At 36.8% G+C, this 25,769-nt stretch carries 26 protein-coding genes; 17 read left to right on the plus strand and 9 right to left on the minus strand.

Annotation, left to right across the window (positions count from 1 at the left end; all coding sequences use genetic code 11):
* Entirely contained in the window at positions 1–1,299 is a 1,299-nt protein-coding gene (locus CZ490_RS03980; protein WP_077617670.1) for a dihydrolipoamide acetyltransferase family protein, read from the plus strand.
* Positions 1,300–1,305: 6 nt separating this feature from the next.
* On the plus strand, positions 1,306–2,715 hold the full coding sequence (gene lpdA / locus CZ490_RS03985) for a dihydrolipoyl dehydrogenase (protein ID WP_077617671.1): 1,410 nt from the start codon (positions 1,306–1,308) through the stop codon (positions 2,713–2,715).
* 32 nt (positions 2,716–2,747) lie between these two features.
* Here lpdA and CZ490_RS03990 read toward each other — a convergent pair whose 3' ends face one another.
* Positions 2,748–3,128 carry an outer membrane protein assembly factor BamD gene (locus tag CZ490_RS03990; RefSeq protein WP_077617672.1) on the minus strand — a complete coding sequence of 127 codons (381 nt, stop codon included), beginning with the start codon at positions 3,126–3,128 and terminating at the stop codon, positions 2,748–2,750.
* A gap of 249 nt (positions 3,129–3,377) precedes the next feature.
* Between CZ490_RS03990 and CZ490_RS03995 the strand changes: the two genes are divergently transcribed.
* Positions 3,378–3,617 carry a hypothetical protein gene (locus CZ490_RS03995; RefSeq protein ID WP_077617673.1) on the plus strand — a complete coding sequence of 80 codons (240 nt, stop codon included), beginning with the start codon at positions 3,378–3,380 and terminating at the stop codon, positions 3,615–3,617.
* A gap of 80 nt (positions 3,618–3,697) precedes the next feature.
* Here CZ490_RS03995 and CZ490_RS04000 read toward each other — a convergent pair whose 3' ends face one another.
* Complete coding sequence (locus CZ490_RS04000) at positions 3,698–4,126, minus strand: DUF1885 family protein (protein WP_077617674.1); 429 nt, start codon at positions 4,124–4,126, stop codon at positions 3,698–3,700.
* Positions 4,127–4,376: 250 nt separating this feature from the next.
* On the opposite strand from CZ490_RS04000, the gene CZ490_RS04005 reads away from it, so the two are divergent.
* Positions 4,377–4,493: a GapA-binding peptide SR1P gene (locus CZ490_RS04005; RefSeq protein ID WP_077617675.1), complete on the plus strand. Its 117-nt coding sequence runs from the start codon at positions 4,377–4,379 to the stop codon at positions 4,491–4,493.
* A gap of 357 nt (positions 4,494–4,850) precedes the next feature.
* On the opposite strand, the gene CZ490_RS04010 is transcribed toward CZ490_RS04005, so the two are convergent.
* The gene (locus tag CZ490_RS04010; RefSeq protein ID WP_077617676.1) at positions 4,851–6,323 is read right to left on the minus strand and encodes an aminotransferase class I/II-fold pyridoxal phosphate-dependent enzyme; all 1,473 of its coding nucleotides are present in this window, start codon (positions 6,321–6,323) and stop codon (positions 4,851–4,853) included.
* Positions 6,324–6,647: 324 nt separating this feature from the next.
* On the opposite strand from CZ490_RS04010, the gene CZ490_RS04015 reads away from it, so the two are divergent.
* Entirely contained in the window at positions 6,648–7,607 is a 960-nt protein-coding gene (locus CZ490_RS04015) for an NAD(P)H-dependent flavin oxidoreductase (protein WP_077617677.1), read from the plus strand.
* Between the two features lie 11 nt (positions 7,608–7,618).
* Positions 7,619–7,882: a UPF0223 family protein gene (locus CZ490_RS04020; protein WP_077620937.1), complete on the plus strand. Its 264-nt coding sequence runs from the start codon at positions 7,619–7,621 to the stop codon at positions 7,880–7,882.
* A gap of 60 nt (positions 7,883–7,942) precedes the next feature.
* Here the strand turns inward: CZ490_RS04020 and CZ490_RS04025 are convergent, their stop codons facing one another.
* On the minus strand, positions 7,943–8,578 hold the full coding sequence (locus CZ490_RS04025) for a YktB family protein (RefSeq protein ID WP_077617678.1): 636 nt from the start codon (positions 8,576–8,578) through the stop codon (positions 7,943–7,945).
* Positions 8,579–8,786: 208 nt separating this feature from the next.
* Between CZ490_RS04025 and CZ490_RS04030 the strand changes: the two genes are divergently transcribed.
* Positions 8,787–8,975, plus strand: a complete 189-nt coding sequence (locus CZ490_RS04030) for a hypothetical protein (protein ID WP_077620938.1) — start codon at positions 8,787–8,789, stop codon at positions 8,973–8,975.
* Positions 8,976–9,144: 169 nt separating this feature from the next.
* A complete protein-coding gene (locus CZ490_RS04035) occupies positions 9,145–9,939 on the plus strand; it encodes an inositol monophosphatase family protein (RefSeq protein WP_077617679.1) in 795 nt (264 codons plus the stop codon).
* Positions 9,940–10,071: 132 nt separating this feature from the next.
* On the opposite strand, the gene CZ490_RS04040 is transcribed toward CZ490_RS04035, so the two are convergent.
* Positions 10,072–10,257, minus strand: coding sequence for a YlaF family protein (locus CZ490_RS04040; protein WP_077617680.1), 186 nt, complete (start codon positions 10,255–10,257; stop codon positions 10,072–10,074).
* Between the two features lie 151 nt (positions 10,258–10,408).
* Here CZ490_RS04040 and typA point away from each other — a divergent pair, with 151 nt between their 5' ends.
* The 3 genes from typA (at position 10,409) to CZ490_RS04055 (ending at position 13,107) form a co-directional block, all read left to right on the plus strand.
* A complete protein-coding gene (typA, locus tag CZ490_RS04045) occupies positions 10,409–12,250 on the plus strand; it encodes a translational GTPase TypA (RefSeq protein WP_077617681.1) in 1,842 nt (613 codons plus the stop codon).
* Positions 12,251–12,496: 246 nt separating this feature from the next.
* On the plus strand, positions 12,497–12,802 hold the full coding sequence (locus CZ490_RS04050) for a YlaH-like family protein (protein ID WP_077617682.1): 306 nt from the start codon (positions 12,497–12,499) through the stop codon (positions 12,800–12,802).
* A gap of 20 nt (positions 12,803–12,822) precedes the next feature.
* Positions 12,823–13,107 (plus strand): hypothetical protein, encoded by a 285-nt coding sequence (locus CZ490_RS04055; RefSeq protein ID WP_077617683.1) that lies wholly within the window; start codon positions 12,823–12,825, stop codon positions 13,105–13,107.
* A 70-nt stretch (positions 13,108–13,177) separates the two neighbouring features.
* Here the strand turns inward: CZ490_RS04055 and CZ490_RS04060 are convergent, their stop codons facing one another.
* Entirely contained in the window at positions 13,178–13,381 is a 204-nt protein-coding gene (locus CZ490_RS04060; RefSeq protein WP_077617684.1) for a YlaI family protein, read from the minus strand.
* Positions 13,382–13,688: 307 nt separating this feature from the next.
* Positions 13,689–14,285, minus strand: a complete 597-nt coding sequence (locus CZ490_RS04065; RefSeq protein WP_077617685.1) for a YhcN/YlaJ family sporulation lipoprotein — start codon at positions 14,283–14,285, stop codon at positions 13,689–13,691.
* Between the two features lie 224 nt (positions 14,286–14,509).
* Here CZ490_RS04065 and CZ490_RS04070 point away from each other — a divergent pair, with 224 nt between their 5' ends.
* On the plus strand, positions 14,510–15,838 hold the full coding sequence (locus CZ490_RS04070; protein WP_077617686.1) for a PhoH family protein: 1,329 nt from the start codon (positions 14,510–14,512) through the stop codon (positions 15,836–15,838).
* A gap of 111 nt (positions 15,839–15,949) precedes the next feature.
* On the opposite strand, the gene CZ490_RS04075 is transcribed toward CZ490_RS04070, so the two are convergent.
* Positions 15,950–16,447, minus strand: a complete 498-nt coding sequence (locus tag CZ490_RS04075; protein ID WP_077617687.1) for a molybdopterin-binding protein — start codon at positions 16,445–16,447, stop codon at positions 15,950–15,952.
* A 254-nt stretch (positions 16,448–16,701) separates the two neighbouring features.
* On the opposite strand from CZ490_RS04075, the gene CZ490_RS04080 reads away from it, so the two are divergent.
* From CZ490_RS04080 to pyc, 3 genes are all read left to right on the plus strand, one after another.
* Entirely contained in the window at positions 16,702–16,983 is a 282-nt protein-coding gene (locus CZ490_RS04080; RefSeq protein WP_057996783.1) for an Fpa/YlaN family protein, read from the plus strand.
* A gap of 235 nt (positions 16,984–17,218) precedes the next feature.
* Positions 17,219–18,433, plus strand: a complete 1,215-nt coding sequence (gene ftsW / locus CZ490_RS04085) for a putative lipid II flippase FtsW (protein ID WP_077617688.1) — start codon at positions 17,219–17,221, stop codon at positions 18,431–18,433.
* Between the two features lie 63 nt (positions 18,434–18,496).
* On the plus strand, positions 18,497–21,937 hold the full coding sequence (gene pyc, locus CZ490_RS04090) for a pyruvate carboxylase (RefSeq protein ID WP_077617689.1): 3,441 nt from the start codon (positions 18,497–18,499) through the stop codon (positions 21,935–21,937).
* A gap of 78 nt (positions 21,938–22,015) precedes the next feature.
* Here the strand turns inward: pyc and CZ490_RS04095 are convergent, their stop codons facing one another.
* A complete protein-coding gene (locus CZ490_RS04095) occupies positions 22,016–22,981 on the minus strand; it encodes a COX15/CtaA family protein (RefSeq protein WP_077617690.1) in 966 nt (321 codons plus the stop codon).
* A 643-nt stretch (positions 22,982–23,624) separates the two neighbouring features.
* On the opposite strand from CZ490_RS04095, the gene cyoE reads away from it, so the two are divergent.
* Together cyoE and coxB are read left to right on the plus strand one after the other, a co-directional pair.
* Positions 23,625–24,563, plus strand: coding sequence for a heme o synthase (gene cyoE / locus CZ490_RS04100; RefSeq protein ID WP_077617691.1), 939 nt, complete (start codon positions 23,625–23,627; stop codon positions 24,561–24,563).
* Positions 24,564–24,669: 106 nt separating this feature from the next.
* Positions 24,670–25,737, plus strand: coding sequence for a cytochrome c oxidase subunit II (gene coxB / locus CZ490_RS04105; protein ID WP_077617692.1), 1,068 nt, complete (start codon positions 24,670–24,672; stop codon positions 25,735–25,737).
* The last annotated feature ends 32 nt before the right edge of the window (positions 25,738–25,769 follow it).

A 25,769-nucleotide genomic window follows, 5' to 3' on the forward strand; every position in this document is an offset into this window, starting at 1 on the left:
GTGGCATTTGAATTTAAGTTGCCAGATATCGGTGAAGGTATCCACGAAGGTGAAATCGTAAAATGGTTTGTTAAACCAGGCGATGAAGTAAATGAGGACGATGTTCTATGTGAAGTACAAAATGATAAGGCTGTAGTTGAAATTCCTTCTCCAGTTAAGGGGAAAGTATTAGAAGTACTAGTAGAAGAAGGAACAGTTGCTATTGTTGGTGACACACTTATTAAGTTTGATGCTCCTGGTTATGAGGACATTCAGTTTAAAGGTGATGAATCACAAGAAGCTCCTAAGGCTGAAGAAAAGAAACAAGAATCAGAACAACCTGCTGCAGCTAGTGCAGAAACAACTGCAACTGAAGTGGATGAAAGTCGCCGTATAATTGCAATGCCATCTGTTCGTAAGTATGCACGTGAAAAAGGAATTGACATTAAAAAGGTTGCAGGTAGTGGCGATAATGGTAGAATAATGAAGTCGGATATTGATGCGTTTCTTTCTGGCGGTGCATCAGTGGCTCAAGAAGCGCCAACTAATGAAGCTACACAAGCAGCTAAACAAGAGGATGCAAAAGCTCCTGCAAAACAACCAATTCCTGCAGGTCAGTATCCTGAGACTCGTGAAAAGATGAGTGGAATTCGTAAAGCAATCGCGAAGGCTATGGTAAATTCAAAACATACTGCTCCGCACGTTACATTAATGGACGAGGTAGATGTAACAGAATTAGTTGCACACCGTAAGAAATTCAAAGCTGTTGCAGCGGATAAAGGTATTAAATTAACATACCTACCATATATAGTGAAGGCATTAACTGCTGCATTACGTGATTTCCCTGCATTAAATACATCTTTAGATGATGCAACAAACGAGATTGTTCATAAGCATTACTTCAATATTGGTATTGCTGCAGATACAGAAAAAGGTCTACTTGTTCCAGTCGTTAAAGATGCGGATCGTAAGTCTATTTTCTCTATCTCAAATGAAATCAATGAACTTGCAGGTAAGGCCCGTGACGGTAAGCTTGCTCCAGATGAAATGAAAGGTGCTTCATGCACAATTAGTAACATCGGTTCAGCTGGTGGACAATGGTTCACACCTGTAATTAATCATCCAGAGGTTGCTATCTTAGGAGTAGGACGTATTGCAGAAAAGCCAGTTGTTAAAAATGGTGAAATTGTTGTTGCTCCTGTTCTTGCTCTATCATTAAGCTTCGATCACCGAATGATTGATGGTGCTACTGCACAAAACGCACTCAACCAAATTAAACGTTTATTAAATGATCCACAATTATTATTAATGGAGGCGTAATTCAAAATGGTAGTAGGCGATTTTCCAATTGAAACAGATACTATAGTCATTGGCTCCGGCCCTGGTGGATATGTTGCAGCTATTCGTGCAGCACAACTTGGACAAAAGGTAACCATCGTTGAGAAAGCCACTGTTGGTGGTGTATGTCTTAACGTTGGGTGTATTCCTTCTAAGGCTCTTATTTCTGCAGGTCATCGTTACGAAACTGCGAAGAACTCTGAGTCAATGGGAATTAAAGCTGAGAATGTAACACTTGATTTTTCAAAAGTTCAAGCATTCAAAGATGGTGTTGTTAAGAAATTAACAGGTGGAGTAGCAGGACTATTAAAAGGAAACAAAGTTGATTACGTTCAAGGGGAAGCATATTTCGTTGATGCAAACTCATTACGTGTTATGAATGAAGATTCAGCACAAACGTATACTTTTAAAAATGCGATTATAGCTACTGGTTCTCGTCCAATTGAGATTCCATCATTTAAATATTCAAAACGTGTTCTTGATTCAACTGGTGCATTAGGGCTTCAGGAAGTACCTGAAAAGATCGTTGTCATCGGTGGCGGTGTTATCGGAATTGAACTTGGCGGTGCTTATGCAAACTTTGGAACTCAAGTAACAATTCTTGAAGGTGCAGATGACATTCTTCTTGGATTTGAAAAGCAAATGACTCAAATTGTTAAAAAGAACCTTAAGAAAAAAGGTGCTGAGATCATCACAAAAGCACTAGCGAAAGGCGTAGAAGAAACCGAAACTGGTGTAACTGTAAAATATGAAGTTAAAGGTGAAGAACAATCAATCGATGCAGATTATGTATTCGTTATGGTTGGTCGTCGTCCTAATACTGACGAACTTGGACTAGAGCTTGCAGGTGTTAAAATGAATGAAAGAGGCGTCATTGAAATTGACAAACAATGTCGTACAAGCGTAAGTAATATCTACGCAATTGGTGATATTGTTCCTGGACCTCAATTAGCACATAAAGCTTCATACGAAGGAAAAATTGCTGCAGAAGCGATTGCTGGACATTCTTCAGAAATCGATTATTTAGGTATTCCGGCTGTTGTTTTCTCTGAACCTGAACTTGCAACTGTTGGCTACACTGAGCAACAAGCAAAAGACGAAGGTATCGATTATATTGCAGCTAAATTCCCATATGCAGCAAATGGTCGTGCACTAGCTTTAGAAGCAACTGACGGTTTTGTAAAACTTATTACACGAAAAGAAGATGGACTTCTAATTGGTGCTCAGGTAGCAGGTGAAAGTGCATCTGATATTATCTCTGAACTTGGTCTTGCAGTTGAAGCTGGAATGACTGCTGAGGATGTTGCAATGACGATTCACGCACATCCAACTCTTGGTGAAATTACAATGGAAGCAGCAGAAGTTGCCTTAGGAACTCCAATCCACATTGTAAAATAATAAAAAAAATCGCTCCGATTGGGGCGATTTTTTTATTTCTTTGAACTTGTTGGCGTTGCTAAGACGTCCTCAAGTGGTGTAATAATTTCGTTTTTATCTACGTTTCCTTCGATTTTTTTAAGGACTTTATCATGTTGAACAATTAATAAGGAAGGATATTCCTCTACCTGATATTTCGTATATAGACGGCTTTCGTCGGAGGATACAACCTTCATGTTACCAATCTCAGTGGGATATTTATTTCTTAACTCCAGTAAGGCATCGTAGTAATTGCTTTCATTTCGTAGATTTTCCTCATCAGAAAAAAAAATAATCTGCTTTTCATCGGTTTCTGGCAGAACTGGTTGCTTGTCGTATGAAGAACACGAAGAAAGTATAAAAAAAGAAAGTATGATTAGAATGTAAGCTTTCATTTTTATAATCACTCTTCCATAAAATAGTCAAATGTATAGGTCTTTACTGCTATTAAAATAATACAAAACACCTATTTTTCATTTCCAATCTATTTTATCATGTATTCAAAACATTCTTTCCGATGTAATCGATTTGTTACAAAAATGAAAAATACTACCAAATTTAAGCGCATATAATTAATATCGTAAAAATATTTATATAAAAAGACAAGCATACTCAAAGCCTATTTGTAAAAGGAGAGCTTTGTAATGAAGATATATGTAATTGGATTAATTCAAATTTTAATATGGAGTGCATTTTCATTGGTTACATGGCTATCTCAATCGGACAGTATGTTTGCGAAGGTAATACTACTAATTATCTTTTGTTATGTAGCCTTTTTAATTGCCACTAAGATTGGTCTGACTAGGAAAGGATCCTTGCTCGTAACAGTCATTTCATTCTTATGTTTTTTCTCGTTTGAAAAAGTATTTTGGGCACTAACCTGATTTAAAAGACCTCGCTTTATTAGCAAGTCTTTAGTTTATGTCTAGGTGAATCATGGAATAGAAAAAAATAGCCTTGGCGGCTATTTTCGTTTGTAAAAGTGCATTATTCTTCCGTTGAATAGGTGTAATTCTGCTTCAAGCTTTTTAGCTAAAAACTTACTTAGTTCATTAGCCTTACCCTTGTCGCCTGCAGTTGAACTTTGGGGTAGGGTAATTTGGAGATATGGTTGTTCGGTCGTTTCGCCGTTTTCATCTGTAAGCAAATCATGGCCAACCCCAACAATGATTGCGTTATATTTTTGATGATCAGACTTTAAATAAAACCAATTATCTTGCTGGTTGCCCTCTTTAATTTGATATGGAAATGCAGCATTATCATAATCCCAATCAAGTTGTTTTCCAGTTTTACTTGTTATTTCTTTGTAATAAGTAAAAAGATTTTTAACATCATCAAGCGAAATGCTGTGTACATTTGATGCAGGAACAAGTTTTATGTATGCGTTTTCCAAACTCTTCACTCCTACTCCGATTGTATATCTATTATTCTAGCATTTTATGGGTGAGACTTACAACACTGATTAGCTGAAGGGACCTTGGTTTACATATTTACAATATGTGCAAAATTAAGAAAAAAAACTAATAATGTTATACAATTAACCATTGACTAACTTAATGTGACATACTACTATATAAGTAATATAACATAAAGCGTTTTCAAATCGAGTTTTGGATTATTATTATTTGGGAGGGGCTTGAATAATGGGAACTATCATCTGTCAAACTTGCAGCGAAACGATTGAGCACTTTGAATACGAGAAGGTAACAACACTTTATTCAACATGCGACCACTGTGATTGCCATCATGAAGAAAAGTGACTAATATTAACATATGAAAAAGCATGCAAATGAATTGCATGCTTCTTTTTTGTAGTTTAGGAAATTATAAAAATAAACCTTGTGGAAAAGTTTATATTTAGTTTGTCTACGTCTAGCTCCAGCGCCTAGCCCCTCTCTGGTCTAGCCAATCTGTCAAGAAGGTTAAAGGGCAACCTTCTCGCCATATCCTCTTATGCTTGTCGGACTTGCACAGGACAAGGAACGCTTCGACAGCATCATTATCGCACGAAGAAAATGCAAAGCATTTTCGAGGAAGTGCTGACATCGACGTTTGCCACAGGACGTGGCAGTTGTTAGTCGATGTTCAACCATCAAGGCGCTTGTGCTTTTGTTCTTTTATCTGATAGCTCGATGTTCTTTGATGACACGTAAAGATTTTAATTCGTAGTCTTCAGGACCTTGTACAGGTAAGCCTGCTTCAATATTCATTTGAATATAATTAAGGTTCTCCTCAGTGATAATTTCTCCAGGAATAAAAATAGGTATACCTGGTGGATATACCATTACAAATTCAGCAATTATTCGACCAGCTGATTCTGTAAATGGTACTACTTCTGTTTCAGAATAAAATGCATCCCGTGGTGTTAAAGCAAGTACAGGGATATCAGGTAAAAGTACTTTTGGAACAATTCTAGACTCTGAAAGATGTGACACTTCATTTGATAAATTAGCAAGGGCATTAATCAGTAAATCAGCCTCTTTTTGGGTATCACCTGGTGTAACAATACATAAAATGTTGTAAAGATCAGACATTTCAACTTCAATATTATACTTTTCCCGTAGCCACACTTCAGCATCTGAACCTGTAATCCCAAGATCTTTAACGGAAATAATCATTTTTGTAGGGTCAAAGTCGAATGTAGCTTTTGAACCTAAGATCTCTCGTCCAATACAATGAAGGTTTTCAATGGTATTGATTTTGTCCCGCATATAATTGGCCAATTGAATCGTTTTTTCAATCAGTTCAAAGCCTTCAGTAACTAAACGTTTCCTAGCAACGTCTAGTGATGCTAATAATAAATATGAAGTAGATGTAGTCGTAAGCATACTTAGGATAGATTGTACTCTGTTTGCTGACACTAGGCCTTCTCTTACGTTTAGAACAGAACTTTGCGTCATGGAACCTCCAAGCTTATGGACGCTCGTTGCTGCCATATCAGCACCCGCCTGCATGGCGGATAAAGGCAAACCGTCGTGGAAGTGAATATGAACACCATGCGCCTCATCAACTAGTACAGGAATGTCATAGGAATGGGCGATGTCAACAATTCTCTTAAGGTCCGCAGCAATTCCAAAGTAGGTTGGGTTAATGACTAGTAGTCCTTTTGCATCGGGATGCTGTTCGAGTGCTTTTTCGACAGAATCAGTCGTAATTCCGTGCGATATTCCTAAATCGCTATCAATTTCAGGATGAATAAAGATAGGAACGGCACCTGAGAAAACAACGGCAGACATTACAGACTTGTGTACGTTTCTTGGTACAATAATTTTGTCACCAGGTCCACAAACGGCCATAACCATTGTCATAATTGCTCCACTTGTACCTTGAACAGAAAAGAAAGTATGGTCGGCACCAAACGCTTCGGCAGCAAGGTCTTGGGCTTGCTTTATAATTCCTTTAGGTTGATGAAGGTCGTCTAAGGGACCAATGTTAATAAGATCGATTGATAAGGCGTTATCGCCAATAAAGTTTCGAAAATCAGGGTCAATTCCTGCACCTTTTTTATGTCCAGGAATATGAAATTGTGTTGGATTCTTCCTTGCATGTTCAATTAGACCAGTAAATAATGGTGTTTCATTTTGGGACAATTGATAACCACACCTCTTTATATGAATTTCAGATTTAATAATGTTATTTTTCTATATCGAGTTGCAATGTAAAGCCCCTCGGTTTTCCTAAATTTACACTTTCGTTACATAAAACAAATGAATTATAGCACTTATTAATTGGTTTGCATACAAAAAATATTTCTCTATTATAAATTGTCTCAACTTCGGATAATTAAACATCTTTCGGGCTGTTAAACTTTGCTGTAAACACCTACCTTTGAGACCAACTAGAATATGACTACATAAATTAGAGGATTTTCCAGTAGAGATATCGAAATGGATTTATTGAAAGGTGGGAGTTTAATGAATTGGGAAACAAGAGTTTCAACTTTATTAGGAATTAAGTATCCAATCATTCAAGGAGGGCTTGCGTATTTGGCCTACTCTGAACTTGCAGCTGCGGTTTCAAATGCAGGGGGTCTTGGTCAAATTACTGCTATGTCACTAGACACACCAGAAGAATTACGTAAAGAAATTAAAAAGGTAAAGCAACTTACAAATAAGCCGTATGGTGTAAACTATGCGATAGGGCAACACGGCAGACCATTTTCGGATATGCTCGAAGTGGCCATTGAGGAAGAAGCACCTGTAATCACGATGACAGGTGGAAATCCTGCTCCAATCTTTGAACAATTAAAGGGTGTAAATACAAAAAAACTTGTACTTGTTGCAGCAAGAAGACAAGCTGAAAAAGCGGAGGAGTTAGGTGCAGACGCTGTTATGGTGGTAGGACAAGAGGGGGGTGGGCACCTTGGTAGACAAGATATTGGAACAATGGTACTTATTCCGCAAGTTGTAGATGCTGTCTCTATTCCGGTTATTGCTTCTGGAGGTATTGGTGATGGACGAGGTTTAATGGCTGCGTTAAGTTTGGGTGCAGAAGGGATAGAAATGGGAACCCGATTTATTGCAACAAAAGAATGTGTTCATGCGCATCAAGGGTATAAAGATGCATTGATAAAAGGAACGGAAAATGATACAGTCGTGATTAAACGTACCATTGGCGCACCTGGACGCGCTATCTCAAATGAATGGACCTCAAAAATTCTCGAGCTGGAAGAAGCAAATAGTGGCTATCAAGGATTAAAAGAATATATTAGTGGTCAAGCTAATATGAGCTATATATATGATGGTAAACTAAATGGTGGATTTGCTTGGGCGGGTCAGGTGATGGGTTTAATAAAGGATGAACCTACCGTAGCTGAACTTTTTGAAAGGATCATTACAGAGGCAGAGCGAATTAGCAACAGATGGAGTAAATAGAGGTGAGTTTGTTGGATTATCAATATCCGATTTCATATGACTGGAATACAGATGAAGTCGTAGATGTGATTACCTTTTTTGAATGTGTTGAGAAAGCATATGAGAAGGGGATTTCAAGGGAAAAAATTATGCAGGCCTATAAACGTTTTAAAGAGATTGTGCCGAGCAAATCAGAGGAAAAACAGGTTTGCGGTGAATTCGAAGAAACAAGCGGATATTCTGCTTACCGTGTGATTCAAAAGGCAAAAAATAATACTGAAATCATCAAAATGTAGAGAAAGGATGTCTTAGGAGACATCCTTTTGGTGCATATTTAACATAACGATTATCAAAGTCTATTTTGAACTTTCTTGTGCCAACTGGTATAATGGAAGTAACTTTCTGAAAGTTTCATCAATTACTCGTACTAATTCTTCGGCTTCCATTTCTACCACTCTTTCTTGAGGAATGTTTATTCCGCAAAGTATTTCAGCCTTTTTGACAGACTGTAATCGTGTAAACATTGCTTCCAATTCTTGCTCGTTAAGTTCTTGGTGTGTAAGAGTGTCTGGTTTTGTGTGGTCAATTGACCATACAAAGTGGTTAGGGACACTTTCTCTTATGTTCTTTGAATGACCCAATAATGTTTTTCCGAATTCAGATTTAATTGGTGCCTCGTAAATGACAGCAAACCAAACAAAAAGATGTGTATTCCATAATCCAATTTGGAAATGAGGTAGCATTTTATATCCTCGTTTATTATTTGCAAAAGCTACCCACGTATCTTTAGGGGGATTGATTGTCCTTCTCGCATGCTTTGCCACATGAGCAAACATTTCATCACCTGTGAGGCTTGAAAGTGTAGGCGCAAAATGGTTACCTAGTTCCTCCAATTTAGGTCGTACATTAGTTATTAATGCATCCATCCGATTTTCAAGTCCATCTATTGTAAATACTGCAAAGTCTTCTTTGGTAAATCCAGTAAAAGCCATTAATGAATCCTCCTATTTATCTGTCTACTTGTATTTTACCAAAAAGACGGCGAAGCGAAAACTAGCCTGCTCAAGCTTCTCAATAGGGCATATCTAGGTATACGCACATATTTGTTACGAGCTCGGAGTTTTCTCATAATATAAAGTAACTAGCGGAAATGGTCATTTGGAGGAAGTGGAGAATGAAATAGTGAAAGGGGTGCGGAAATTGAAACAAGTGATGAATGATTTGAAGCGAATAGACGGCGAAAAGCGTATGGCTGTGTTACGTTTAGAAGTTGATTATGAGTTGGCAACCCTTTATGATGCGATGATAGACAATGACGAAGTGAAAAAAGCAGAGAGTAAAAAGAAACTTAAAAAATTGAGTCAAGAAATGAGTAAACTTGAAGCATAAACTTTATCAACTTACTTCAAACTCCAACAATTAATATGTGAAAACGTGAAGCGAACCAATATTGGTTCGCTTTTTCATATGGCTTGATTTACATAAAGTAGTACAGTAATCTTTAAAGAAGGATACTGAGAGTAAACTACTTTATTGTATAGAAGTGAGGTACATAAATATGGTTAATTGGGATGAAATAGAAAACTATGCAAAACACTGGATAAAAGAGGCAGGGGAGCGGATTCGTGATTCGTTTAAAATGGAACTTGTCATTGAAACTAAATCAAATCCTGATGATCTTGTAACCAATATGGACAAAGAAACAGAACAGTATTTTATTGAAAAAATTCATGAGACTTTTCCTACTCACAAGATTCTTGGGGAGGAAGGATTTGGGGATAAAATCCAGTCTTTAAGTGGGATTACATGGATTATTGATCCAATTGACGGTACCATGAACTTTATTCACCAACAACGGAATTTTGCTATATCAGTTGCAGTGTATGAGGATGGTGTGGGTCAAATAGGACTTATTTATGATGTAATACATGATGAACTTTATCATGCAAGAAAAGGAAAAGGGGCTTATTTTAATTCAACCAAAATCAAGCCTTTAGAAGATGTCCCACTTGAGAAAGCGATTGTTGCAATTAATGCAACATGGGTAACTGAAAATAAACGCATTGATCCTAAAATACTCATTCCAATTGTGAATGCTGTTCGAGGAACTCGTTCATATGGGTCGGCCGCATTAGAAATGGCATACTTAGTAACTGGGAGAATTGACGTGTATATTACAATGCGTTTGAGTCCTTGGGATTTTGCAGCTGGTGTTGTCCTTTTAAATGAAGTTGGCGGAGTCATTACCACTCTAGATGGCAAGCCCTTAAATTTATTAACAGAAAACAGTGTCTTCGTTGCAAGACCGAATTTACATCAAGAAATTTTTTCGAACTTCTTAAAAAGAAAATAAATCATTAAGAGCGTGGGAAGGCAAAAACAATGAGAGCCTCGGCGAATCAGCACCCAGATTTTTTTTCGAGCACTTAAAAATCTGAGGCATCGCCGGGGGTTAACTAACTTAACTCAGGTAAACTGAATTAAGTTAAAGTTTGCCATTCTCACGCATTTTTTTCTTTGTTGTAAATCCTAAACCTGTCACAATAATTACAGCAATAATAGACAGAATAATACCAAGGAGACTTCTTTCGCCAATCGCAACACCTATGAGCATAATACAAACCGCAGTTGCAATTGCAATGAGAAGCATTGGGATGTTTACATTTTTCATCTGGATGTGCCCCTTTCCATAATTATTTTACAGATAAATATGTATTATTTCTACTCTTTGGTATATAATGTTTGAGTCTTTCATTTTTCAACAGTAAAAAAATGTAAAAAGTAAGATGTGTCCTTAAATTGATAGTAGGAGATGTGAAATAGTGGAAATACGTAATGACTTACGAAATATAGCAATAATCGCTCACGTTGACCATGGTAAAACAACACTTGTTGATACAATGCTTCATCAATCAGGTACATTCCGTTCAAATGAACATGTAGAAGAACGTGCAATGGATTCCAATGATATTGAACGTGAACGCGGAATAACAATATTAGCAAAAAATACAGCCATTAATTACAAAGGTACTCGTATTAATATCATGGATACGCCAGGACATGCTGACTTTGGAGGCGAAGTTGAGCGTATCATGAAAATGGTAGACGGTGTATTACTAGTTGTAGATGCTTATGAAGGTTGTATGCCACAAACTCGTTTTGTTTTGAAAAAAGCTTTGGAACAAAATCTTACACCAATCGTTGTTGTAAATAAAATTGACCGTGATTTTGCACGTCCTGAAGAGGTTGTTGATGAGGTAATTGATTTATTCATCGAACTAGATGCTTCTGAGGAACAATTAGAATTTCCGGTTGTGTACGCTTCTGCCATTAATGGAACAGCTAGTACAGACCCAAGTAAACAAGACGAGAACATGGAATCACTGTTTGACTGTATTGTTGAGAACATTCCTGCTCCTGTTGATAACAGTGAAGAACCATTGCAATTCCAAGTTGCGCTTTTAGATTATAATGACTACGTTGGAAGAATAGGTATTGGTCGAGTTTTCAGAGGTACAATGCATGTTGGTCAACAGGTGGCCCTCATGAAACTAGATGGTAGTGTAAAACAATTCCGTGTGACGAAAATCTTTGGCTTCTCCGGGTTGAAACGGATTGAAGTTCAAGAAGCAAAAGCAGGAGATCTAGTAGCGGTGTCGGGGATGGAGGATATAAATGTTGGTGAAACGGTTTGTCCGGTTGAACACCAAGATGCTCTACCAATTCTTCATATCGACGAACCAACTTTACAAATGACGTTTTTAGTAAATAATAGCCCATTTGCTGGACGCGAAGGAAAATATATTACATCTCGTAAGATTGAAGAGCGCTTGCGTTCACAGCTTCAAACAGACGTAAGTTTGCGTGTAGATAACACGGATTCACCAGATGCATGGGTTGTATCCGGTCGCGGAGAACTACATTTATCAATATTAATCGAGAACATGCGCCGTGAAGGATATGAGCTTCAAGTTTCTAAGCCAGAGGTTATTGTAAAAGAAATCGATGGTGTTCGTTGTGAGCCAGTTGAGCGAGTACAAATCGATGTACCTGAAGAGCATACTGGTGCGATTATGGAATCACTTGGAGCTCGTAAAGGTGAGATGCTTGATATGATCAATAATGGGAATGGTCAAGTACGTCTAATTTTTATGGTACCTGCACGAGGTCTAATCGGATATACAACTGAATTTTTAACATTAACAAGAGGATTCGGTATATTAAACCATACATTTGATAGTTACAAACCAATGGCTTCAGGTAATGTAGGTGGAAGAAGACAAGGGGTTTTAGTATCAATGGAGTCTGGCAAAGCGTCTCAATATGGGATTATGGGTGTTGAGGACCGTGGTACGATTTTCGTTGAGCCAGGAACAGAGGTTTATGAGGGTATGATTGTTGGTGAACACACACGTGAGAATGACCTTACTGTTAATATAGTAAAAATGAAACAAATGACAAATATGCGTTCCGCAAACAAGGACCAAACAACAACAATGAAAAAGCCACGCATAATGTCACTAGAAGAATCGCTTGAGTATTTAAACGATGATGAATATTGTGAGGTAACACCCGAGTCAATTCGTTTACGTAAAAAGGTACTTGATAAAAATGAACGTGAAAAGGCAGCTAAGCGAAAAAAACTTGCTGAAGTTAATCAATAATGTTGTGAACCTTGTCCCTTTCTGATACTTTAACTTTATACAGCAAAAATGCATAAAACCTTATGTGGATTGTTATTGAAGTTTGCGCTTCACTCGGATTTCAAAACCTAGCTGTATAAAGTTAAGCCTTGGCAGATTACTCATTATTTTTCAAGGAATTCTTCGAGTAAACACGAAATGATTTGGGAGTAAATCACCAAGGCGCATTGGTTTTATGAGAAAGTGGAGAAGGAGGGGTATGATATTATGGATGTCTATGAACAGATGTGGCCAATTGCAAAAGTAATATATAGCTCAACATCACCTAATGTTGGTGCAAATATATTGTATTTTGTCTTGTTAATCCTATCAATCATCGTTTTTCGATTAGGGTTTGCGCAAAAACTGCCTCTGTTAAAAAATGTTTTAATCTATATTTTTCTTGCTATAGGCTGTACAATTTTAACCTTTTTGGGTGCATTTTTACCAATTGCAGAGGGATTAGCGATTACCGCTCTTATACTAATTATATATAAAATTCGACTTCATCAAAGAAAGAGAACAGAAGCGTAATAATATAAGGGGGTAATCTTATGAAATCATTACAGGATGCGATTTATAATTGGTTAACGATAAAAATTGTTGCCGAAGCAAGACCAGATGACAAAGCCGCATGGGAAACGTTTGAGCTGTTTGAGGATATTTTAATAAATGAGTTTAAACTCAAAGATATTGAAATTAAAAAAGACGAAGTCATGTACCTTGTTACTTATAATGTAGATAGTGAAGAGAAAAGGGTGAGATTCCCTACAGAGTTAATTGAAGTTATGCATGATCAAATTCAAGAACATCCTGAGAGATACGAGAATTACGAATGAAAAAAGCCGAGCATATTAGCTCGGCTTTTTTAATAATGTCGCGCTTTTTAGGAGCGAACGACATGTTAAGTTACCACCAATCATCATCGGTCTTCTTTTTGCGGTAAAGTTTAAATTTATTTGTTGCAATACGTTCGTTCGTTCTTTTTTCTATACGATCATGACATTCTTGGCACATATATGTATGTATAGGGCGATTTCTAAGTCTTTTTGCGAGGCTTGATTCGTCCTCGATTTCCTCAATTTTATCACAGATTACACATTTTACTTTCATTGTTTTGGACCCCTCAAATAATTGTCTATTATCTTTTTTTGGTGGCTAGTTCCAGACGCATTCGGCCTTTCATAAGGAAATCACTTCGGTAGGTAAAAGGACAACCTTCTTGAGAGCTTGTCTTATATTTGTCGCCGATATGCGGTCGCCATGCCCTTTTTTCTATTATACAACATTACATACTTTTCTGACAAAGTTTGTCTTTTCGGAGAATGAAAGTTAGCGTAAAAATGGGATTAAAAATCGTTTTACCACAAAAACAAATAAATAAGCAGTACGAGAAAAACTTCGTACTGCTTGTAGCACACTATTTATCCATATTTTTATTTGATTGATCCTGTTGTTCTTTATCGATTTTCTGTTCCTCTTTCTTGTTGAGTTGGCTGTCGTTTGATTTTGTTGGCTCTGTATTTTGATTATCAATTATATCATTCGGGATATCTGGGACTAATCTGCCAACAACCTGTGCTAATTCGTCTAAAATTCCTGTAACAGGTCGTCCGTCTTCAATTTCCTTCCTCATTTGTTTTAAACGCTCGAATGTATCAGGATCAGCAACTACGATTGCTTTTGCACCATATGGGTCATGCGCCAAACTCTCGGTAACGGAATATTTAATAGTTTGCACTCTTGAACGATCTAACTTAGCGTTAACATCGATTCCAACTACTGCAAATTTTCCAAGCACAACTGCAGTTGCATCATTAACATTTGGGACACTACTGGCTAACTCCACAAGGTGGCTAGCGATTTCTTGACCTGTTTTTCGGTCTACATGGTTATCAACTGTATCTTGAACCTTCACACGAGTATCTTTTTCATTTTCTCCCGCATTATTTGTTGCTCCACAACCAGAAACAATAAAAATTATACTTAAGAACAGAAGGATAAATATATTTCTCACCGTTTTGCCTCCTATCGTTCAATATGTTTTCTTCTATTATTGTTTAATTATTCTTCTATCTTTATTCATCCAGACATATATTTTTATCAAAGGTCGTCCTTACTCGAACAAAAAAAGGATTGACTAATATAATAAAATAGGATGATCAAAAAAATTCACACGATTGGATAACCTGTTTCACTCCTAAAACAAATATGAAACCGACCTGAGTAGGAGGCGTGATTTTGGGGAAAATTTATGTATTAGACACAAATGTATTACTGCAAGATCCTAGGGCAATATTTTCATTCGACGATAATGAGGTTGTAATACCAGCTGTAGTCTTAGAAGAGGTAGACTCAAAAAAACGTTATATGGATGAAATAGGTAGAAATGCGAGGCAAGTTTCAAAACTCATTGATAACCTAAGACAAACTGGGAAACTGCATGAGAAAATACAGCTAGAAACTGGTGGGAGTATCAGGATTGAATTGAATCATCGCTCATTTCATGAATTACAAGATATCTTCGTAGAAAAAACAAATGATAATCGAATCTTGGCGGTTGCCAAAAATCTCTCATTAGAAGAACAATCAAAAGAAGACGGGAAACAGGTAATATTAATTAGCAAGGATGCATTAGTTCGTGTGAAAGCTGATGCGTTAGGATTACAATCTGAAGATTTTCTAAATGATCGTGTTGTTGAGGTTGACCATATATATTCGGGGTACCTCGAGATTTATATAAACCGTAATCTTCTTGATCTCTTTTATGAAAAAGGTGAACTTCACGTAACAGAATTAGTGAACCACCCATTTTATCCAAATCAATTTATTTTATTGAAAGATGCCTTAGGTGGTTCCTCATCTGCAATTGGAATCGTCGATATGACAGGAAAAGTTGTAAGAAAGCTTCATTTCAAACAGGATCATATATGGGGAATTAAGCCGAGAAATGTTCAACAAACGATGGCTTTTGAATTATTATTACGTAATGATATTCCACTCGTTACGCTAATTGGTAAGGCTGGGACAGGAAAGACATTATTAGCTTTAGCAGCAGGACTCATGCAAACAGAGGATTTAGGGCAATATAAGAAACTATTAGTTGCACGCCCTATTGTCCCGGTCGGTAAAGATATCGGGTTCTTACCTGGAGAAAAACAGGAAAAGCTTAGACCTTGGATGCAGCCGATTTACGATAATCTCGAGTATTTATTTAATACAAAAAAACCCGGAGAACTAGATGCGATATTAGCTGGAATGGGGTCGATTGAAGTAGAGGCCCTAACTTATATTCGTGGCAGAAGCATCCCAGAGCAGTTTATCATAATCGACGAGGCACAAAATTTAACCAAGCATGAGGTAAAGACGATACTTACGAGAGTAGGGGAAAGAAGTAAAATCGTGTTTATGGGGGATACTGAACAAATCGACCATCCATACCTTGATGAATACAATAATGGATTAACATACGTTGTAGAGAAGTTTAAGGACCAAAAGATAGCTGGGCATATTCGATTAGTAAAGGGAGAAAGGTCTGGTCTTGCTCAATTAGCTGCAGACTTATTATAAATCTAGTAAAGCCTGTCACTTTTATCGAATTGAGGAAGGTGACAGGCTTTATTCTACTGACTGCGAAGGCATCCAACCCTTCGATGTTAATAGCACTAGTGTTATTTAAATTTATTCAATGATAAAACGGGTAATATTTTTTACAGGGTTATCGCGGTTGGAGCCATCGCCGAAATAAAAATGTACTGGACCATCTTCACGCAATGGCTTTCCTTTGATGGAGAAACCAAGAACAGCGTCATATGCTTTACTAAGTGGAACAACCGTTTGCCCATCCTGTTGTATGATTTTTAGACTAGTTGCTTCATCTGATGGTTCTGCATTATTAATAAAATCACGAAATGGAATCCCAAATGTTCCAGTTAATGCTTTTTCTTTTATAAACTTTTTCTCAGACTTCAATGTAGGAGGATAAATGGCACCTTCTCGGATTTCTCGATCCCAATGTTGAGAAACCGATTTTGTGTACTCAGTTAAATCTTCTGTTAGGGTTTGTTTTGAATCGAAATATGTAAGTAAATCTACCCTACGATCATCAAAAATCCACACACTTGGATCAAGTGTAATAGTATACTTTGTCATTCCTTCAATCATAATAATTGATTCCATCACTAAATCATTCCTTTCAACCATATTATAGATGTTTTGAAACGTAATAGAAAGTATAGGTTTTACTATAACTAATTTGAAGCCACAAGATATCGTGTCCTTTTGTCTATGCTTTGTAAGGAGTAACGCCAATCTTGTGTTACATTTATATCAAAGAATACTAGTCTTATCTATTTATTCTTGCAATTTTACTATATACAGGTTAATATTTATAGATAGGATTAGGTATCGCTTCTGAACGGAGGGGTTATGAATTGACTTCAGAGATTTCGGTGAATCATCGTGAAAAAGCATTGTCGCTATTACAAGCTGACGCTGAAAAAATATTAAAACTTATTAAGGTTCAAATGGATAATCTAACAATGCCTCAATGTCCTCTATATGAAGAAGTACTTGATACGCAAATGTTTGGATTATCACGGGAAATCGATTTTGCAGTAAGATTAGGATTAATAGAGGGGCTTGAAGGTAAAGAGCTTATCTCAAAACTTGAGCGTGAATTATCCGTTCTTCATGAAGCTTCGACCCGTAAATAGGTAATTAATAAATCCATCCAACTCAAATTAACCTTCATACAGGCTAATTTGAGTTTTTTTATAAACGTGGTTTACCCTTTATCCTCTATACAGTATTTTTATATAAAGGATTTGAACTTTACAAAACGTGTTTAAACTATTAGTAGGTTTAAAGAATTGAAGATTTGTTTCGACAAGAACCGAAAAAATATTGTACAATAAATAATTATACCTTGTAATTAGAGGAAGATGTCCAATGCTTAAGAAAATTATTAAATCATATGACTATACGTTAGTACTTGCAGTTTTTCTTTTATGTTCATTTGGACTTGTTATGGTCTATAGTGCAAGCATGGTCATTGCCTCAGCCCCTAAGTTTGGAGAAAATCCATCCTTCTTTTTTGACAGACAAAAAATGGCCTTACTCGTAGGTTCAGTTGCGCTATTTGTCACGATGATCATACCTTATAAAATCTATGCATCTAAAAAAATTCTACTGTTTATTGTTCTGGGTTCAGTAGCAATGCTTTTATTAGTTTTTGTTGTTGGTCACACAGCAAATAATGCGCAGAGTTGGATAATGGTTGGAGCCAGGGGTATACAGCCCTCTGAATTTACCAAGTTAAGTGTGATAATATACCTCGCGGCTGTTTATTCTAAGAAACAAGCATATATCAACCAGTTTGGAATAGCGGTGATGCCGCCTATTATCTTCACTCTTGTTATATGTATGACAGTCGCCATCCAACCGGACTATGGAACAGCCTTTATCATTGGATTAATCGCCTTATCAATCATTTTATGTTCTGGCATGGGGCTAAAAAGTATAGGGAAACTCATCCTACTTGGTCTTGTTACAGCTGTACTTTTATCACCAATCTTATATATATTATCTGATGGAATCATATCTGAGGGTAGAATGGGACGTTTTTTAGGGTATATGAATCCATTCGAAGATGAAAAAAATGGTTATCAGCTTGTAAATTCCTATATTGCCTTAGGAGCTGGAGGTTGGACAGGCCTTGGTTTGGGGCAAAGTATTCAAAAGTTTAACTACCTTCCAGAAGCCCATACGGATTTTATTATGGCAGTAATTGCTGAAGAATTAGGTTTATTTGGAGTCATGTTTGTATTATTATTATTAGCATATGTTGTTTTTCGAGGATTCCAAATTGCAAGAAAATGTACTGATCCATTTGGTAGTTTACTAGCAATAGGCATTTCTTCCATGATAGCGATTCAAACCTTTATTAACTTGGGAGGTTTGACAGGATTAATTCCAATCACTGGGGTTACATTGCCTTTTATTAGTTACGGTGGTTCATCACTACTGTTATTGATGGCATCTATGGGAATTCTAATCAATGTTTCCATGTTTACCAACTATCAATCAACATATCGTACTAAAGAAAAGAAACCGGTAAATCAACCGGCTCGCACGTATCCAAAAAACTATGTCTCTTATAGATAATCTTTTATCTATATGTTGATTATATAACTTTTCAAATGTTTATTTTATTAAAGGAGGATTTTTATGGAGAGACGCATCAAGAAAGTACTAGTTGCCAATCGAGGGGAAATCGCAATCCGTGTTTTTAGGGCTTGTACGGAGTTACATATTCGTACTGTTGCAATATATTCTAAAGAAGATGCAGGATCTTACCATCGTTATAAAGCGGATGAGGCTTATTTGGTTGGTGAGGGTAAAAAACCAATAGATGCATATTTAGATATTGAAGGAATTATTGAAATTGCAAAAGAAAATGAAGTAGATGCCATTCACCCAGGTTATGGATTTTTATCCGAAAATATTGATTTTGCTAGAAGATGTGAAGAAGAGAATATTATTTTCATTGGACCAAAATCTTCGCACCTAGATATGTTTGGAGATAAAGTAAAAGCGAGACACCAAGCAGTAAAAGCTGAGATACCTGTTATTCCAGGTAGTGATGGGCCTTTAAAAAGCTTAGAAGAGGCAGTTACTTTTGGTGAGAAACACGGTTATCCTGTGATTATTAAGGCTTCACTTGGTGGGGGCGGTCGTGGAATGCGTATTGTCCGCAGCAAGGCTGGTTTAAAAGAATCGTATGAACGAGCTAAATCAGAAGCTAAGGCTGCTTTTGGTAGTGATGAAGTTTATATTGAGAAATTAATTGAAAATCCAAAACATATAGAAGTACAAATTATCGGTGATAGTCATGGTAATACTGTTCATCTATATGAACGTGATTGTTCTGTTCAAAGACGTCATCAAAAGGTAGTTGAAGTTGCGCCGAGTGTTTCTTTATCTGAGCAATTGCGTCAGGACATTTGTGATGCTGCCGTAAAGTTAATGGAAAATGTAAACTATGTGAATGCAGGAACAGTTGAATTTCTAGTAGCAAATAATGAGTTCTACTTTATTGAGGTTAACCCACGGGTTCAAGTAGAACATACAATTACCGAAATGATTACCGGTATTGACATCGTGCAAACACAAATTCAGGTTGCTGAAGGACATTCATTACACAGTAATGAAATTGGTATTCCAGCACAGGAAGATATTATTACTCATGGGTTTGCTATTCAATCTCGGGTAACTACTGAAGATCCTTTGAATAATTTTATGCCTGATACAGGAAAAATCACTGTATATAGAAGTGGTGGTGGATTTGGTGTTCGTCTTGACGCAGGTAACGGATTCCAGGGTGCAGTCATTACACCATATTATGATTCACTATTAGTTAAGTTATCAACACATGCTTTAACCTTTGAACATGCTGCATCCAAAATGGTCAGAAACTTGAAGGAATTCAGAATCCGCGGAATTAAAACAAATATACCATTCTTAGAAAATGTAGTTAAACATGAGAATTTTCTATCAGGAGAATATGATACATCCTTTATTGATTCATCACCGGAACTGTTTATCTTTCCTAAACCAAAGGATCGCGGTACAAAAATGCTTTCCTATATTGGGACAGTAACAGTGAATGGTTTTCCTGGAGTCGAAAAGAAAAGAAAACCAGTTTTCGATAAACCGTATTTACCTAAAGTAAGACATGTTGAACCAGTCCCGGCAGGTACCAAACAAATTTTAGATCAACATGGTCCAGAAGGGGTTATGAATTGGGTAAAAGAACAAAAGCAAGTTCTCTTTACTGATACAACTTATCGTGATGCTCACCAATCACTTCTTGCAACGAGAATTAGGTCTACAGATATCACACATATCGCAGATCCAACTGCTAGATTATTACCAGAGTTGTTCTCGCTAGAAATGTGGGGTGGGGCTACATTTGACGTAGCATATCGATTCTTAAACGAAGACCCATGGGAGCGTCTTGCTACCTTACGTAAGCAGGCTCCAAATATTTTATTCCAAATGCTGCTACGTGCATCGAATGCAGTAGGGTATAAAAACTACCCGGACAATCTAATTCGTGAGTTTGTAAAAGAATCAGCGGACTCCGGAATTGATGTTTTCCGTATCTTTGACAGCTTAAACTGGGTAAAAGGAATGACTTTAGCGATTGACTCTGTACGTAATAGTGGAAAAATCGCTGAGGCTGCTATCTGTTATACAGGTGATATTAGTGATCCAACTCGTTCCAAGTATGATTTGCAGTATTACAAGGATTTAGCGAAAGAGCTTGAACAATCAGGAGCGCATATGCTAGGGATTAAAGACATGGCTGGATTACTTAAACCACAAGCAGCATATGAGTTAATTTCTTCACTAAAAGAAACAGTATCGATTCCAATTCACCTACACACACACGATACGAGTGGTAATGGTTTATACACATATGCAAGAGCAATTGAAGCGGGTGTGGATATTGTCGATGTAGCAGTTAGTTCGATGGCAGGCTTAACATCCCAACCAAGTGCAAACTCTTTATTATATGCACTAGAAGGTACCGATAGAAAACCTGATCTTTCTGTTACTGCGTATGAAGAAATTGCGCGTTACTGGGAAGGTATTCGTAAATATTATCAAGATTTCGAAAGTGGAATGACTTCACCACATACGGAAGTCTATCAGCATGAAATGCCTGGTGGACAATATAGTAACCTTCAACAACAGGCTAAGGGAGTTGGACTAGGTTCTAGATGGGAAGAAGTAAAAGAAATGTATCGGCGTGTAAATGAGATGTTTGGTGACATCGTTAAGGTAACACCTTCTTCTAAAGTTGTAGGAGACATGGCGCTTTACATGGTTCAAAATAATTTAACTGAAGATGACATCTATGAAAGAGGAGACAGTCTGGATTTCCCTGACTCTGTTGTTGAGTTATTTGAAGGCTACCTAGGCCAACCACATGGTGGATTCCCTAGAGAACTTCAACGCATCATTCTAAAGGGACGTGAACCTATTACAGTTCGCCCTGGCGAATTACTTGAATCTGTTAATTTCAGTGAGATTAAAGAGACGCTAGCCCATAGTTTAAATCGTGAAGTGACAAATAAGGAAATGGTTTCTTACGCATTGTATCCAAAAGTGTTCATGGATTATCAAAAAATGTTTGAGCAATTTGGGGATATTTCAGTATTAGATACACCAACCTTCCATTATGGCATGAGACTTGGTGAAGAAATCGAAGTAGAAATTGAGCAAGGAAAAACATTGATTGTTAAACTTGTATCAGTTGGTGAAGCACAGGCTGATGGCACACGAGTAGTTTACTTTGAACTAAATGGACAGCCTCGTGAAGTAATCGTTAAAGATGCCAATATCAAGTCTACTGTTGCCGCGAAATTAAAAGCAGACCGCGATAACGAAAACCATATTGGTGCAACAATGCCAGGTACTGTTATAAAAGTATTAATTGAAAAAGGTGATAAAGTGAACAAAGGGGACCATCTCATGATTACAGAAGCAATGAAGATGGAAACGACAGTTCAAGCACCTTTCACAGGCGTAGTAAAGGATATTCACGTGGCAAATGGTGAAGCTATCCAAACAGGCGACCTATTACTCGAATTAACTAAATAATGAACATAGCCCCAGGAATCGGCTTGGGGCTATTTTTTTTCATAAAAAAATCCGCGAGATTCCTCGCGGACTTTAGTCTTATTGTACAGTAATTGATGGTTTAGAATTAATCGTTTCTTCAGTGTCTGAATTCAAGGCTATTTCATTTTTCTTACTTCTAGAAGAGAGAAGAATAAAGTAACTAAAAACGCCAAACAGACATGCAATAAATAAAGCGTGTGCAAGTGAGATAAATAAATTTAGTCTCGTAAAGACAACTACTGCACCTGAAATCACTTGAAGTGTGGCTAGACAAAGTGCAATCAACCAGCCATGAAAGAGAACCTTTTGGTGTTTGTAATGTTTGATTATTAGTACAGCGATCCAAATGACCCAAATAACTAATAGTCCTGCTAGCATTCTGTGTCCCATTTGAACCCATTCGTGTATTTGAGTAGGAAAGCTGATGTTGTTATACGTACATACTGGCCAATCAGGGCAAGCAAGTGATGCACCTATATGTCGTACCAATGCCCCGGAATATACAACAACTAGACTATATGTTGTTAGTGCGTAAAAATGCTTTCGTAACTTTAAATCTATTACAAGGGAGTCCGCATCAAACTTTTTATCAACTTCAAAAATGAGTAAAGTCAACAACAATACAGAAGCAAAGGAGATAAGTGAAATACCAAAATGGAGAGCTAATACTACATCCGATTGTCCCCACATAACGGCCGCAGCACCAATCAGTCCTTGTAAAACTAAGAAAAAGAATGATATAAAAGCTAAGAACTTCGTTTCGCGAATATGGCCGATTGCTTTCCAGGCCCAAACAGATAACACTAGGACTAAAATTCCGACCACTCCGGAAACAACTCTATGGCTAAGTTCAATAACTAACTCAAACGTTATTTCTTCAGGAATTAATTGCCCATGACAAAGTGGCCAAGAATCTCCACAACCCTCACCTGATTCAGTTTTTGTTACTAATGCACCACCGATTAACACAAATAGCATACCGATCGTTGTTAAGACCGATAACCATTTTAATGAACGGCTCAAAAAATCACCTTCTTACTTTAATAAAACCAACATGGTTCTTACATTCTATTATTTAACTCTATTTCTACGTTATTCATCTTATCTAATTGACAGATAAAATTCAAAAGAATACTCTTATCGATATTACACAATTTACGAATTCTTTACAACCCACCAGAACTTGAAAAAAATTTTATTATTGTAGTAAAAAAGGTTGAATATTACGAGGGAGTTTGCTAGAAATAGATAGGAGGAATTATTAAATTTCGACAAGAACTAAAAAACTCTAAGTTTACACTATTATTATAGTGCAAATAGTAATTATAATGCGGGTTCATCGCCACACTAAGGTCACAAAAAAGTCATAAATTCTTAACGAAATGTTCACAAAAAAAGTAAAAAGTGTGATTTAATATACAGAAAGGGTATTTTTTAATATAATTTATAATATCCACAATATAATAATCTTGGATTTGTTTATTGCACGCATTTACATACTAGTTACTCGAAAACGCTTTATCTCTTTGAATTGCGTTTTTTATTACTGAATATAGTACAAGATGATTATATGAAAACAATTACAAGTAACGAGGCTGATTAGATTGCTGTAAGAAATACAATGCGAAATTTTGTAAGATCGTTAATTATATAAGGAGGCTTCACGATGACAACTACAAGGTCTGTACTTGGTACAGATGACAAAATTCAAAATGGAGAAATTCGTGACCAGGAATATAGAACCACTGCCTTTAAGGAATTTCTTTCCCTCATTAAAATTGGGATTGTGAACTCTAACCTAATTACTGCATTTACTGGTTTATGGCTCGCACTGTTTTTCACCGGTAAAAGCTTTATAGGTGAAATAGACATTGTCTTATATACGCTACTTGGTTCGGCGCTAGTTATTGCTGGTTCCTGTGCGATTAATAACTATTATGATAGGGATATTGATCATGTGATGGAACGCACTAAAGTGCGTCCAACTGTAACAGGTAGAATAAATCCAAATTATGTTTTAGGAATGGGCTTATTACTAATACTAATAGGAACTGGATTTCTACTTCTAACTACTGTAACTGCTGCAGTGATTGGTTTAATAGGTGTTTTCTCTTACATTTTTTTGTATACAATGTGGTCAAAACGCAGATATACCATCAATACAGTTATTGGGAGTATATCAGGAGCAGTACCGCCACTTATTGGATGGGCAGCAATTGACCCTAATCTACACATACTAGCGTGGCTTTTATTCCTAATTATGTTTATCTGGCAGCCACCACACTTTTTAGCACTTGCTATGAGGCGAGTAGAAGAGTATCGTGAGGCGGGAGTTCCGATGCTACCAGTTGTTCACGGTTTTGCAATGACAAAAAGACAAATCATGATTTGGATTATTTGTTTGCTACCACTTCCGTTTTATATGTTTTCATTAGGTGGCCTATTTGTTACAATCGCAACGCTCCTAAATATCGGATGGTTAGTCCTTGGAATTAGGGGATATAAAATGAAAGATGATATCAAATGGGCAAAACAAATGTTTGTTTACTCACTTAATTATTTAACGATTATGTTTGTATCCATGATAATCGTTACCTTACTATAAGTGAGTTTCAAAATATAAATAATTCTTCTTCCTTAAAGTAGAAGGATTTAATATCTTTATCAAAAAGATAGTACAAATTATATTGAAAGAGGGGTTTGATCAAGCTATGAAAAAATGGCTACCAAAAGTGCGCGTGTTCACATTATTTAGTTTCATGGCGCTACTGTTAGCAGGGTGTGGGGAACCATTTGTTTCGGCACTTCGCCCAGCAGGGGAAGTTGCTAAAATGCAATACGATTTAATGATTCTAGCAACATTAATCATGGTAATCGTTATTGCGGTCGTAACACTTATCTTTGTTATCGCCTTAGTCAAATTCAGACGTAAAAAAGGTGAAGAGAACAAGATTCCTAAACAAGTTGAGGGGAATCATACTTTAGAAATTATTTGGACTACTATTCCGATTCTATTGCTTTTGGTTTTAGCAATTCCAACTGTTTCTGCAACATTTAAATTAGCTGATGTGAAAGCAATGGAACAAGATGAAGATGCTCTTGTTGTCAATGTAACAGCTAATCTTTATTGGTGGGAATTTGAGTACCCAGGTCAGGGCATTGTAACTGCTCAGGAACTTGTAGTTCCTACAGATGAAAAAGTTTATTTTAACCTAATTGCTTCAGATGTAAAGCACTCTTTTTGGATACCAGCAGTTGGTGGGAAAATGGACACAAATACAGATAATGTCAACAAATTCTGGCTAGAGTTTAACTCTGAGAAAACAGAAGAAGCTGGTGGCTTATTTTACGGTAAATGTGCTGAGCTTTGTGGACCTTCACATGCTTTAATGGATTTCAAAGTTAAGCCATTACCACGTGCTGAATTTGATCAGTGGGTAGATAAAATGGTTGCTGCAAAAGATGTTGAGCATGTACCTGCTAATGATTTAGCAAGAGCGGGAGAAGAGTTATTCACTACAAATGGATGTATTGGTTGTCACGCAATTGATACAGGTGAAAAGCGTCCGACTGCACCTAGCTTAGCTAACTTTGGTGATCGTTCAAGCATCGCGGGTATTTTAGAATTTGATGAAGAGAATCTTAAAAAATGGTTGAAAGATCCAGAAACAATCAAGCCTGGAAACTTAATGACTAATACGTATGACCATAAAGGTTTATCTGATCAAGACTTAGATGCGTTAGCTGAATATCTAATGGGACTTAAAATAGAAGATTAAAGATGTGAAATTATAGTATAAGGAGGTCACAT

The sequence above is a fragment of the Litchfieldia sinesaloumensis genome (assembly GCF_900156865.1).
Classification (GTDB): Bacteria; Bacillota; Bacilli; order Bacillales; family Bacillaceae_L; genus Ferdinandcohnia; species Ferdinandcohnia sinesaloumensis.